The organism is Chitinophagaceae bacterium, assembly GCA_016717285.1.
Taxonomy (GTDB): Bacteria; Bacteroidota; Bacteroidia; order Chitinophagales; family UBA10324; genus JACCZZ01.
Map to the genome: position 1 here is coordinate 772,053 of JADKFU010000005.1, position 14,088 is coordinate 786,140.

The following is a 14,088-nucleotide window of genomic DNA, read 5'->3' on the forward strand; positions in this document are numbered from 1 at the left end:
CTGCGTGGCAATCAATTCAATAATCTTTCGAAGTTCTATCGGAATTTGTAGATTTACTTTTATCATGAAAAGAACATTTTACATAGCAACTGTACTACTTATGGTGATGGTATCCTGTAAAAAGCCCGAAGAAGAAGTTGTGGTGACACCAACTGTTCAGGATTCGATTGTAAACAACGGTTTTGAAGCAGATCAAAAAGAAGTGACTAATGCATCAGGCTGGCTCACTTCCGGCACTGATGCTGATGCCGATCATGTTGTTTCCGGTGGATATGAGGGTAGTTATTCTTTAAGCCATAAAAAATCTACGGCTTATAAAGTGAATACTTACCAGGAATTAACCGGTCTCAAAAACGGCTATTATCAATTGACGGCTTTCGTTCAAAATGGCGGCGGGCAAAATGCATGTTATCTGAGCGGAAAGGGTGGTGATGGTGTTGAACGCATGACGAGTCTGCCCGTTTCTGATTTATGGACGTTGGTAATGGTACGCGGCATTCATGTTACAGATGGTAAATGCACGATAAGTATTTATTCAGATGCAAAAGCAGATAACTGGTGCCTGATTGATGCTGTTGTTTTTAAAGAAGACGGACTGGCTTATAATTTTCTGAAGGGCGGAGATGTTTCGGAGTTGAGTTATATTGAATCGAAAGGAGGAAAATTTTATGAAAATGGGGTAGAAAAGGATTGTTTTGAAATATTGAAAAACAACGGATTTAACATCGCGCGTTTAAGACTTTACAATGATCCAGGCAATATAAACTACACGCCATCCAAATACCTTCCCGCGGGATTTCAGAATCCTGAGGACATACTTCACCTCGCGCTACGCGCAAAAGCTGCAGGCCTTCAGATTGAATTGACTTTTCATTACAGCGATTACTGGACAAACGGAACTACACAGAATAAACCACATGAATGGATAAATCTGAGCTATGAAGATCTTAAGACGGCAGTATATGATTTCACTTTCAGCTTCATGAATCAAATGAAAGACCAGGGCACCATTCCTGAATATGTTTCACTTGGAAATGAAACGCCGGGTGGTTTTTATTTCCTGATGGTGATTACAATCACTTCAGTCAGATGGCTGCATTGTTTAATGAGGGATATAATGCTGTGAAAACAGTGTCACAAACTTCAAAAGTGATTATACATTTAGATGATGCAGGTAACACTTCATTATATGATTGGTTTTTCAGTTCACTTAGTGCAGCCGGAGGAAACTATGATATTGTGGGAGCTTCCTATTATCCATTCTGGTCGGAACGAACTGTTGCGCAAATGCAGGCTTGGGCGAATTACGAAAGTGCCAAGCTCGGAAAAGAAATTCTGATTATGGAAACCGGTTACAACTGGAATCCTACATTGCCGGATGGTTCCGGAGGACAGTTGGGAAACAATGGTCCTTACCAGAATATTTATCCATCCTCTCCAGAAGGTCAAAAGAATTTTTTGTTAGAATTATTCAACGGTATCAAGACTGCTGAGCATGGAAAAGTAATTGGTGCTCTTTACTGGGATCCTGTGATGATTGCAGTTCCGGGTGTTGGATGGCAGTTAGGCGCACCCAATGTGGTGTCGAATACTACCTTGTTTGATTTCGATGGTCATACGCTCGTTTCACTTAATGCTTTCAGGTACAATTAAATCCAACGCTGTATCCAACCGTTTTTATTTCATATCAGGAAGCAGGAGATAGGCAACATCAATGACCAGTCCGTATTTAAATTTCAACTTTCCAATGGCTGGATGCAGCTTGAATTGATGAGCTATGGAGCTACGATTTTAGCTATAGAAGTTCCTGATAAATTTGGCGTAAGAAAAATATAGTCGCGGGTTTTGACAACCTGGAGAAATATGTGCAAACACATCCGTATGTAGGTGGTACCATCGGACGTTTCGCGAACAGAATTGCGGACGGAAAATTTAATATCGATGGAACCCCGTATGCACTTTCAATCAATGATCCGCCCAATCATTTACACGGGGGTTTTTCAGGATTTGAAAAAAAAGTGTGGTCAGTAAAGAAAATCATTGAAGAAGAAAAAAGGATTGGCATTGAGTTGAGCTATATTTCTCCTGACGGAGAAGAAGGATATCCCGGAACATTGCGCGCCACAACTACCATTTTGCTTACCGCTGCAAATGAAGTGCAGGTTCAATTCTCAGCAGTTACGGATAAATCTACGATTGTCAATCTGACGAATCATTCTTACTTCAACCTCTCCGCTTTTGAATCACCAACCATCCATCATCAACTGCTGAAGCTGAATGCGGTTTTTTATTTGTTACAGAATGCCAGTCAGATTCCTACCGGTGAATTAGCGACGGTGAAAAATACTGCCATGGATTTTTCTGAAGCAAGAGAAATTGGTGATGGCTTGACCGCATTGGCAACTGAAAATGGATACGATCATACTTTTGTGATTAATGATCGAAACAATTTAACAAACGAGGTTGCTGAATTATCTGGCCCTGTTTCCGGAAGGTTGATGAAAGTATTTACAAATCAACCGGGCATTCACGTATATACAGCCAATTGGTGGGACGGTTCATTCGTACATGCAAATGGAAAACGATTAGAAAAACATGGAGCTATAGCGCTGGAGACGCAGGCATTTCCAGATGCACCAAATCATCCCAATTTCGCAAGTGCTATTTTAAAACCGGGAGCTACTTATCGGGCAGAAACTGTTTTCGGGTTTTTTACATTGCCGGAATAACTATTCTTTCCAACGGTGTTTATTTTGATTGAATCGTTATCGATGCATTTTGCAATCCGGGTGAGGAAGCGGTAAGCTGAATCGTTCCGGCATTTAGCTTCGACTGAATGATTGCAAGACACAATCCATGATTGGCTTTTCGGTGATCCGCTTTAAAAGATTCCAAGCTCGTTTCACTTCCATTGTCAACGCCTGCGATAAAACCTTCACCATTTATTTTAAACTGAATTTCATTATCCGCATCCGGAACCATATTACCATTCGCATCCTGGATAGTGACGGTAATAAAAGAAAGATCTTTTCCGTCGGCAGCAATTTTATTTCTGTCGGCTGTCAATATTATTTTAGCAGGAGCACCGGCAGTTTTTATTTCTTCCGTTAAAACAACATGGCTATTTTTTCTTGAAACTGCTTTTAATGTTCCTGCTTCAAATGGAACCTTCCATTCCACATGTAATGCATCTCCGGTTTTGCTTCGCACACCCATAGATTTTCCATTCAGAAACAATTCAACTTCATCGGCTTCATTATAGTAGGCCCACACTTCAATCACTTCACCCGGCTTCCAGTTCCAGTGTGGCAATAAGTGCAAAACAGGTTTGTTGGTCCATAAACTCTGATAGAGGTAATACGCATCTTTTGGAAATCCTGCCAGATCAATCACACCGAAATAAGAACTGCGCGATGGCCATAAGTAAGGTGTTGGTTCGCCGATATAATCAAAGCCCGTCCATAAAAACATGCCGGCAATGAAATCATATTTCAGATATTCTTTTAATGATTCTTCATGCGTAGAACCCCAAGAAGCGCAACAATTATCATAAGAAGAACAGGTGTGTTCTTCATTGCCGCCGGTAAATGGTTTGCTCCAGTCTTCGGGCCATCGGCGAATACTGTCAGCAGGCATTTCGTAATAACCGCGTGTTTCAAATGCAGAAGCAGATTCTGTGGCAATAAAGATTTTTTACCCCAGCGTTCCTGCGCTGTGGACCATTGCGCATGACGATAATTATAACAGATTAAATCGTAAGCACCTGATTGCAGCAATAAATTGGAAGTGTCTGTGTGATCATTCGCTGAAGTAACAGGTCGGGTTGGATCAAGTGATCTGACAATTGCTGTAAGTTCTCGTGAGATCGTAATTCCGGTACTGTCTTTTTTTTTAGTTGTTCTTTAGGTGTATCCGGTTTCCAGTCATAAGCAGATTGTTCAGGAATTTCATTTCCTACACTCCACATTATTACCGATGGATGATTTCTATCGCGGAGAATCTGGTCCGTTAAATCTTTCCATGCCATTCGTCCCAGTACAGGTGATAATCAAACGGGGTTTTTTCCCGCTTCCACATATCAAATGCTTCATCCATCACAATAAATCCCATTTGATCGCAGAGATCGAGCAATTCCGGAGCAGGAGGATTGTGTGAAGTGCGGATGGCATTGCAGCCCATCGCTTTCAGTATTTCAAGTTGTCGTTGTAAGGCGCGTGTATTGAGCGCAGCACCTAAAGCACCGAGGTCATGATGTTGGCATACTCCATTTATTTTTACATGTTTTCCATTCAGAAAAAATCCCTTATCAGGATCAAAGTTGAAATAGCGGATGCCAAATGGTGTAGTGTATTCATCTGCAACTTTTCCATCGATGATAATTTGTGTTAGCGCTGTGTACAAATAGGGAGATTCGATAGACCACAACGATGGTTTTGACACTTCAAAGGTCTGTGTTGTTTTTTTTTTTTGAATCCACATTTAAATCCATTTTGGAAGAAGTGGCGGAAATGAGTTTGCCCTCTTCACCCATCAGAGAAGTTTTTACCGTGACTTCGTTTTTTTTATTGTCTGAATTTTTAACTGAAATGGTGATCAGTACTTTTGCTGATTGTTCACTTACCTGCGGCGTAGTGATGACTGTTCCCCATTGATCAACAGCAATTTTATTTGTAGTCTCCATCCACACATTCCTGTAAATTCCGGAGCCTGAATACCAACGTGAATTAGGTTGTTGTGAATTGTCTACTCTTACAGCAATCACATTATTGTTGTCGTCCCCGTAATTAAGATAAGGGGTAAGATCGTAGCGAAATGAAATGTAACCGTTAGGACGTATGCCTAGCGAATGTCCATTGATCCAGACTTCACTGAGGCGATATACGCCATCAAAGTCAATGAAGACATTTTTATTTTTGAACTCAGCAGTTACCTGAAATGATTTACGGTACCATGCAACACCACCCGGCAATGCACCGCCACCAATACCGGCCGGATTTTTTTCATCAAACTTTCCTTCAATGCTCCAGTCATGTGGAAGGTTTAATAACCTCCACGAAGCATCATCGTAGGTGTTGAGGTTTGCAGAGGCATTATCACCTAAAAAGAATTTCCAGTCATTGCAGAAATTTTCACGCGACCGCAAACTTTGCTGGGCATTGGTTTTAAAAATGAATAGAACAAGAAGCAGCAATAAAGTGGAACATTTTTTCATAGTTACTTCCTGATTTTTTATTTGGAAAAAAAGATAGTGAAGCTTAATTAAAAAAATACGGTCACTTTACTTTGTATTTTTTTGAAAGTGCGGGATAAATATTTAACAAGGAATCAATGGCATTGCCCTGCTTGTCAAAAATAAATTCCCAGGTGTTCAACGGCTCCCAGATAAAGGTTCCTTTCAAATTTCCATCCGGTAGATTGAATGCGATATCGTTCACTTCCACTTTGTGCCGGGTATATTCAGCAACTATTACTTCCTGCTTATAGTGAGTGGAAAGATCTGTAAGATTGTATTGAAGTTCAGGAATGGTACCATGCCACTGCGGATAATATGATTCGCCAATTATATCGAAATCAACGCCACGTGCAATCATTGCATCCAGCCATTCCCGGGATTCTTTATTCTGTCCACCCAAGGCAATGTGCAGCATTATTTTAATATCAGGCGCTATTTCTTTTACGCCGGAAATTCCTGCTTTGATTAATTGTGCGAGACTATCAGGATGAGAGCTATTTCCTTCGGGCCAGAGCATGCCTGCATTAATTTCATTGCCAACCTGCACCATGTCCGGTAATACGCCTTGTTCTTTTAATTCAGACATCACATTTTTTGTGTAATCGTGAACGGTTTGAACCAGTTGAGGAAATGGAAGATGCTGCCAATCTATAGGTTTGAATTGCTTACCCGGATCAGCCCAGTTATCACTGTAATGAAAGTCCAGCAACCACTTCATATTTGCTTCCTTAAATCTTTTGGCCATCGTTATTGTCTGTGGCAATCCGCAATAACCTTTTTTTGAATAGCCGCTGTCTGCTTCCGGGTTCACAAATAAGCGCAGGCGGAAATAGTTGAAACCGTGCTTTTTCAAAATCAATATTGCATCCTGCTGTTTGCCATCCACTGAAAATTTTATTCCGTCTGCTTCCAGTTGCGGAAGAAAGGAAATATCAGCTCCAATTATTTTTTCTGTTTTGCCGGATGGCAAAGCCGGGGCTGGCTGCTGAACTGTTGCAGGCAACAAAGAAGTGATCAGCAGGCCCGCTGAAAAAATCATTTGTGTAAGCGAGAATACAACCATGTTGATTTTTTTAGGACGAAGTAAAGTTACTGTGTAAGCTCAAGCTCAGGTAATGTAAATGGTTGGTCTCCATTATCCTGATCAGCTATGTTGATGGTGAATTCCAACTTCCCGCCAGGCAATAATTTTAATCGCACTTGGGATGTAAAAAAAAGAGCCAACTGAATCAGCCGGCTCTTTTTAGGATTGCTATTAATGAAAACTAATAACCTTCATTTTGTTTCAGGTTGGTATTTGCAACGATATCCGCAGCGGGAATAGGGAACACATCAAGAAAATCAGCTACAGACTGACCAGCAGGCACTCCGCCTTTCCAGGGCCAGATGTAACTTCCACCACTGTATTTTCCAAACCGGACCAGGTCAGTACGGCGTGTACCTTCCCAATACATTTCTCTTGAACGTTCTCCAAAAATGAAATCAAGGTCAAGCGATGAAACATTATGATCACTGTTACCATAAGCACGTTCACGCAATTGATTAATAAGATTAAGTGCCGTTGATTGATCGCCGGCTCCGCCGCGTACCACTGCTTCAGCATACATCAGGTAAACATCACCCAAACGAAACATCGGATAATCAGTATCAACAAAAGTACCGGTTGGGTCGGAGCCGACAACACCGGTAGAAGTAATGTTTCTCCATTTTGCAATGGCATATCCGTCTGTGAATACCTTAATATCGGCGATATCAAGACTTTGTCCATCTGTAAAAAACAAGTTCCGTCCATCAAGCGTATCAGGAAACTGTGCTACGAAAGCAGAAGTGGTACGATAACCTCCCCAGCCACCACTGATACCAAACTCAAGCGGTTTCATTTTTACCACCTACAGGTGCATGCACCAGAAAAGTAGTTATACCATAAGAAGTCGTAAACTTTCCATCGCTGGTAATCGGGAAGATGACCTCATTGGAGAGGTTGTTATCTGCGAGGAACAAATCAGTATACTTAGGTTGCAATGTGTAGCCGGCATTTTAAAACCTTGTTGCAATAAGTAATGCAATCATTGTATCTAGGTTGACCTGTATAGACTTCTGCGTTCAAATACATTTTAGCAAGTAAAAGTCCATGCAGCTGCCTTATTTGCATGAGCATACTCAGCCTGATCAGGCTCTTGCAGAAGGTTTTCGATATCTTTCAATTCACTTTCAATATAATTGAATAAATCACCTCGTGAAATTTGTTCCGGAAAGTAAGAGCCGGTTGCATCATCTTCCGTTACAAATGGAACATTCGCAAATAAATCCATCGCATGATAATAAGTAAGTGCTCTCAGAAAGCGTGCTTCGTAGCGATATGACTTGATTGTATTCACCTGCTCCGTTGTAAATCCATGGCTGTTCAATTTATCATCAGATGATTCACGAATAAATTCATTGCACAATGGAATCTGAAAATAGAGACGGTAATACATCCCCTTTATCCATGCATTGTCTGAGGACCATGACATTTCATGTAATTCAGGGATCCCGGGATCATTCCATCCGCAAACAGATTCGTCGGTTGGTAATTCCTGAAGATTCCAGAATACACGGATGTAATTGGAAAAACCCTCATCAATACCGCTGATGTCGGGCTTACCTGCAGGACCCTGATTTCCTGTAGTAGTAAATCCAGCATAGAGTTTTGCAAGCACTTCAATATAATTATCGGGGTCGGAATAAACCGATTCCGTATTCAGTCCATAAAAAGGTGTGCGATCTAAATCCTTCAGACATGAAGTAAGTGAAAGCACAATTATGGAAAGACGATCGATGATTTTAAAATTGTTGTTTTCATCACTTCAGTTTTTAGAGGTTGAGGCTTAAATTAATGGAGAAAATCCTTGGGCGCGGATAAATGTTGTTGTCGATTCCAGTGGCGATTTCAGGATCCAGTCCTGAGTAATTCGAAATTACAAAAACATTTTTGAACAATGGCAGCTACTTTAAGTGAAGTTTTGCCATTGATGATGTCTTTGAAATTGTAGCCTATGTTGAGATTGTCCATTCTCACGAAGGATGCATCAGTAACATAGTAATCAGAAAGATATTGGGGCTTCACAAATTCCGTGTTGAAATAATCTTCTGTGATGTTGCCCATGTAATTTTCGATCCATCAATATTTGTAAAGTTAGCCAGTGATGAATTCACGTTATTGTACATATAATTACCGAAGCTGCCACGGATGGAAGTGCCGGCAAACCAATTCTTCCAACTGAAATTAGTGTACAATCCCGCAAATACATCGGGTGCAGGATTCTCGTAACGGTAGCAGATCATCAGGAGTAATTACCCCATCTTCGTTCAAGTCAGCATAGTCACCTTCAATCGGTTTTCCGGTTTCGTCGTAGTTCTGTTGGTACACATAAAAAGTGTTGGTTGCATAACCAACAGTGTGTACCTGAATAGTATTACCTACACCGCCTGAAATTGAACCCACAAGAATTCCAACATCATCCGGATCCTGAACCTTGGTAAGTTTGGTAATTTCATTATGGTTGTAGGTGACATTGCCGCCCAATTCCCAGGTGAAGTTATCATTGTCAACCAGAACAAAGTTCAAAGTGCCTTCTATGCCCTTGTTTTCAAGACTGCCCACATTTGTAAGAATGTTATTGGTGAAGTTGGTACCTGCGGCAACAGGTATTACTGCTAACAGATCAGTGGTGAGTTTCTTATACACATCTACACTACCACTGATTCGTCCATTCGCAAATCCAAAGTCCAGTCCAATGTTATAGGTGGCTGTTTCTTCCCACTTGATATTTGCATCATAACCATCCGGACGTAATACAGGGAAAAACTCATTTCCAAACTGGTATTGGGCTGTACTTTCACCGGGTTGATAATTGGCGATGTATGGATAATCAGAAAGCGTGGAAGGAAGATCCTGCTGACCGGTAACACCATAACCTAAACGCAGTTTTAAATTGGAAAGGGCATCCCAGTTTTTAAGGAATGATTCATCACTGATACGCCATGCAAGTGCAATGGAAGGAAACAATCCCCAGCGGTTATCAGGTCCGAAACGGGAAGATCCATCATCGCGAAGGGTCGCGGTTAAGAGATAGCGGTCAAAAAAAGTATAATTCAACCGGCCGTAAAAAGAGATCAGCGTGTTTTGAGTTTTGAAAGGAATACCGCCCGCAGATATGGTGTCACCCACGGCATTTACATCAGGATAACCGAATTCATTGCCTGCCGAATCCACAAATGGAGTGATCGGGCTGGCCCTTAACCAATCCTGATAAGAGTAACCTGCTGTTAAATCAATTTTGCTGTGAATGCTTTCCAGGTCTTTATTGTAGTTCAGATAGAATTCCAGCAGCTTGTTATTTTTCTTTTGATCATACTGGGTATTTACCCCTTTACGGTTAAAGTTGGATGCAGCCTCATAAGGAATAAATACTGTTCCATTACTTCGCGATATATCGGTACCGAGATTAAGACTGGCTTTTAATTCAGGAAGGAAAGGCATTTTATATTCCAGCCTTGCATTTCCGAGAAAACGATAGACATTGCTTTTGTCATCTTTTTGATAGATCAAACCTAAAGGATTTTTTAGGAGCGAGTGTGTTGGGTTTGCCTGCAATATCGAGCCATTCAAAATAACCTCCGTATTTATCATTGCCGGAATAAATTGTTTGTGTCGGATCAAATGTAACGGCGGAACCAATGGCACCCTGATCTGTAAAGAAATTGTAGGTATATGCAAACTTACCGTTCAGTTCAACTTTCAGGTTATCATCTAAAAAAGACGGCGTCATGTTTAATCCAAGACTGGTTCTCTCTAATTCTGAACGTTTCAAAATTCCCTGATCATTGAGATAGCCCACGGTAAAGCGATAAGGAAGATTTTTGATCCCGCCTGAAAAGGAAAGGTTCTGATCGAAACTAACCGGTGATCGGTAAATTTCTTTTGCCAATTAGTAGAGTAAGGTCCTACCAAAGATTTTTGTTTGGCATTACCAACATCATCAATCAGTGCACGCAAGTCATCAGCACTCACCGCAGGAACGTATTCAGAGATCGATGACAATGCAATGTTGGAAGTATATTCCACGCCTAATTTTGCACTGTTCGTTCCTCTTTTAGTGGTGATAATGATTACACCATTTGCGGCTCTTGATCCGTATATGGCAGCAGCAGAAGCATCCTTTAAAACGGTGATGTTTTCGATATCATTAGGGTTGATAAGATTCAATGCGTTGGCCGAACCTGAAACGCCGGCGTTATCAACCGGAACACCATCAATAACAATCAACGGATCGTTACTGGCATTCAATGAGGAACCTCCTCTTACTTTGATGGTGCTGCTTGCGCCCGGTGCACCACCACTGGAAGTAACCTGGATACCTGCGACTTTTCCGGTTATCAGTTGTTCCGGTGAGGCAACAGCGCCTTTGTCAAAATCTTTAGCGGAAACTGAAGTTACGGAACCGGTAAGGTCTTTAACCTGCTTGGTTCCATAACCGACTACCACCACTTCGTTTAAGGCGAGATAATCTGTTTTTAATTGAATGTTGATGGGAGTACTTCCTGCGGTGACTGATACGGCCTGACTGTAAGTTCCATAACCCACATAACTGATTTCCAGCGTATATGAGCCTATGGGAACATTGGAGATCTCATAGATTCCGTCATCGTCAGTGTTTGCACCATACGACGTGCCCTTAAGCACTACTGTTGCGAAGGAAACTGGCTCCGATTTCTCATCGATCACCTTTCCTTTAACAGAGCCATTTTGTGCAAACACCGCAACGGTGCTGAAACACAAAAAAAAGGCAACAAGTAAAGGAATGCTTGTAAATGTTTTTTTCATGAGCGGGTTGGATTTATTTTTTAGTCGAGCACAATAATAAACATTTAATGAAATGAATCCTTATCATCTGCTACAAAAATCAATGTAAAATCAGAAGTGGAGAGGTTAACATTTGTTAGTGTCGCAATAATAGTAACAAATGTCTTTCTGTAAACATGATTTCTATCATATAAATGATGTTTGGACTTCTTTGAATAATTATAAATGAAGATAATTACTAATTCGATTGCCGCTCTTTTTACCAGATAATGCAATTCATCATTATATTCTTTTGATTGGATCACACTCAGTAGTTGATTCTTTTTTGCGGCGTTTGATAATTATTTTCAACATTGATTTTTCATTTCAAAAATTGCAGTTCGCTGCAACCCGGTACTGCTAAAGGTTTACACATGATTTTTAAAAGGTGAATTGATTTACCTTTCTGTAAGCACTACTATTCCGATTTATGCGCAATGGTAAGCCCATTCTGTGTTGAACTGGAAAATGTGGGTTCAAATAGGTAGGTTTGTCAAGTCCGAGTGAGAGACTAAACCACAACTTTCCTATGAAAAAAAACTTCCTGCTGTTACTCCTCTTTCCTTTTATTATTCAATTGTCGGCTCAACCACTGAGTCGCAGTTTAGGTAATCTGAAAACAATGAAACGGACCGCTCATGGTTTCACCATTCAAACAGATTTTGGAAATTTAAAAGCGAGTGTTTACTCCGCAAGCATTATCAAGATTGACATCACCGAAAACAATTCATTCAATGATTTTTCTTATGCTGTAACAGCAGTGCCTGAAGCTGCAGTAAAATTTGAGGTGAAAGATGAAAGAGATAAAATCAGCATTGTAACAGATTCCATAGTATTGATAATCACTAAAAAAACCTGTGCGTGTTTCATTGTACAATAAAGAAGGCAAATTGGTGAATGGTGATGATGAAGTATTCGGCACTTCATGGATCGGAGATGAAATAACAGCTTAAAAAAACTTTTCCCGGACGAGAAATTTATCGGCCTTGGTGAAAAAACGGGCGGTTTAAACCGGAGAGGAAACGGTTATTCGCACTGGAATGCTGATGTGCCGGGTTACATTCTTTCAGCGGATCCGTTGTATTCCACCATTCCGTTTTATATTGGGATTCATGATTCGTTGTTCTATGGAATCTTCCTCGACAACTCTTCTAAAACACATTTCAATTTTGGCGCATCACAGGAACGCAACTCTTATTTCACCTGCGAACAAGGTGATCTCAATTATTACCTGATCTATCATTCTTCTGTTGCAAAGATTATTGAATCCTACACCTGGCTTACCGGCAGAATGCCATTGCCTCCTGTTTGGTCACTTGGTTTTCAGCAATGCCGGTGGAGTTATTTTCCGCAAAGCGAAGTGCTGACCCTTGCGCAAACATTCCGCGACAAAAAAATTCCCTGTGATGTGATCTGGTTCGATATTCATTACATGGATCAGTACAAAGTGTTTACATGGGACAACAACCGTTTTCCGGACCCGAAAGGAATGCTGTCAAAAATGGATCAGCTTGGATTTAAGAATGTGGTGATTGTTGATCCGGGAATAAAAGTGGAAAAGAATTATGCTGCTTACGATGATGGGTTGAAGAATGATCACTTTGTAAAATATCCTGACGGAACAGTTTATCATGGACAGGTCTGGCCAGGTTGGTGCGCATTCACTGATTATACGAGTCCTGCAGCAAGAATCTGGTGGGGTAAATTATTTCAGCCAAATATTGAACAGGGCATTGATGGCTTCTGGTGCGACATGAATGAATTTGCTACATGGGGACAAAAGTACCTGACAATATTCAATTTGAAGGAGATGGTCATCCGATCACACACAAGATGGCGCATAATATTTTTGCATTGGAAATGGCACGCGCCACTTTTGAAGGCAGTAAAAATTTACTGAATGGAAAACGACCTTTTGTGCTCACTCGTGCAGGTTTTTCAGGCCTGCAACGATACACAGCCATCTGGACAGGCGACAATGTAGGCAGCGATGATCATATGTTGCTTGCAGTACGAATGGTGAGTTCACTGGGAGTAAGTGGAATTGCATTCGCCGGTGCGGATGTGAGCGGCTTTACTACGGAAGCAACACCTGAATTGTATGCACGATGGATGTCTGTTGCCGCATTCAGTCCTTTCTACCGCAGCCATAAAATGTTCGGCTTGCGCGATTCAGAACCGTGGAGCTACGGAGAAGATATGGAAGCCACTGTCAGAAAATATGTTGACTTACGCTACAGGTTACTGCCTTACCTCTATAGTTCTTTTTATGCTGCATCACAGACTGGTTTGCCGGTACAAAGAACACTTGCAATTAATTATCCGCTTGATGAAAAAATTTATTCAGGGGAATTTGAAAATGAATTTCTGTGCGGACCTTCCATACTGGTTGCTCCTGCAAAAGCACCATGCGGGCTACAAAGGTTTATTTGCCTGAAGGAAACTGGTACGATTTGTACTCCGGAAAAAAATGGAGTGGCCATGCAGAATTTTTGAGTGATGCGCCACTTGAAAAATTACCGGTATTTGTGAAAGAAGGAAGTTTCATTCCAACGCAATCACTCGTTCAAACAACTGCACAGCAACCAACGGATACACTTGTGTTGCATGTTTACAACAGTTCAGTTTCTAATCAGTATGTATACTACGAAGATGAAGGTGATGGATATGCCTATGAAAAGAATGGCTATTATAAAAGAACGATGATGATTGATCCTGCTGCAAAGCAAATTGTTTTAGATAAAGTAGAAGGAAGCTATGCATCGCATTTCAACAATGTCATGATCGTGCTGCATGGATTTGACGGAATGAATAATGAAGTGCAGCTAAATGGTAATCGTGCTACTATCTACCGGCGTGATGCATCGCTTGCATCGGAGTTTGATCAAGTGGAAAAGCAGTTGCCGGTTTTGATGGTTAAAAACAACAATGAAAGAATCACGATTGTATGGTAGGTAAATGGTTAAATGAT

The 14,088-nt window shown here is 41.0% G+C and carries 8 protein-coding genes and 3 pseudogenes; 7 read left to right on the plus strand and 4 right to left on the minus strand.

Going from position 1 to position 14,088, the window contains the following annotated elements; genetic code table 11:
- Positions 1 to 64: 64 nt before the first annotated feature.
- The 3 genes from IPO83_13070 to IPO83_13080 all read left to right on the plus strand — a co-directional run bounded on the left by IPO83_13070 (position 65) and on the right by IPO83_13080 (position 2,729).
- Positions 65 to 1,126: a glycosyl hydrolase 53 family protein gene (locus IPO83_13070; GenBank protein ID MBK9732192.1), complete on the plus strand. Its 1,062-nt coding sequence runs from the start codon at positions 65 to 67 to the stop codon at positions 1,124 to 1,126.
- A complete protein-coding gene (locus tag IPO83_13075) occupies positions 1,090 to 1,653 on the plus strand; it encodes a glycosyl hydrolase 53 family protein (protein MBK9732193.1) in 564 nt (187 codons plus the stop codon). The genes IPO83_13070 and IPO83_13075 overlap by 37 nt, the downstream gene beginning before the upstream one ends.
- A gap of 212 nt (positions 1,654 to 1,865) precedes the next feature.
- Positions 1,866 to 2,729, plus strand: a complete 864-nt coding sequence (locus tag IPO83_13080) for a galactose mutarotase (protein MBK9732194.1) — start codon at positions 1,866 to 1,868, stop codon at positions 2,727 to 2,729.
- 19 nt (positions 2,730 to 2,748) lie between these two features.
- Here the strand turns inward: IPO83_13080 and IPO83_13085 are convergent.
- From IPO83_13085 to IPO83_13100, 4 genes and pseudogenes are all read right to left on the minus strand, one after another.
- A pseudogene (locus IPO83_13085) lies at positions 2,749 to 5,212 on the minus strand (DUF4982 domain-containing protein).
- A 61-nt stretch (positions 5,213 to 5,273) separates the two neighbouring features.
- Entirely contained in the window at positions 5,274 to 6,296 is a 1,023-nt protein-coding gene (locus tag IPO83_13090; GenBank protein ID MBK9732195.1) for a glycosyl hydrolase 53 family protein, read from the minus strand.
- A gap of 202 nt (positions 6,297 to 6,498) precedes the next feature.
- A pseudogene (locus IPO83_13095) lies at positions 6,499 to 8,055 on the minus strand (RagB/SusD family nutrient uptake outer membrane protein).
- Between the two features lie 31 nt (positions 8,056 to 8,086).
- Positions 8,087 to 11,099: pseudogene (locus IPO83_13100) on the minus strand (SusC/RagA family TonB-linked outer membrane protein).
- A 547-nt stretch (positions 11,100 to 11,646) separates the two neighbouring features.
- Here IPO83_13100 and IPO83_13105 point away from each other — a divergent pair.
- From IPO83_13105 to IPO83_13120, 4 genes are all read left to right on the plus strand, one after another.
- Complete coding sequence (locus IPO83_13105) at positions 11,647 to 11,997, plus strand: DUF4968 domain-containing protein (GenBank protein MBK9732196.1); 351 nt, start codon at positions 11,647 to 11,649, stop codon at positions 11,995 to 11,997.
- 168 nt (positions 11,998 to 12,165) lie between these two features.
- Entirely contained in the window at positions 12,166 to 13,017 is an 852-nt protein-coding gene (locus IPO83_13110; GenBank protein MBK9732197.1) for a hypothetical protein, read from the plus strand.
- Positions 12,951 to 13,613 carry a hypothetical protein gene (locus IPO83_13115; GenBank protein ID MBK9732198.1) on the plus strand — a complete coding sequence of 221 codons (663 nt, stop codon included), beginning with the start codon at positions 12,951 to 12,953 and terminating at the stop codon, positions 13,611 to 13,613. The genes IPO83_13110 and IPO83_13115 overlap by 67 nt, the downstream gene beginning before the upstream one ends.
- On the plus strand, positions 13,571 to 14,071 hold the full coding sequence (locus IPO83_13120) for a DUF5110 domain-containing protein (protein ID MBK9732199.1): 501 nt from the start codon (positions 13,571 to 13,573) through the stop codon (positions 14,069 to 14,071). Before IPO83_13115 ends, IPO83_13120 begins: the two co-directional genes overlap by 43 nt.
- Positions 14,072 to 14,088 lie beyond the last annotated feature (17 nt).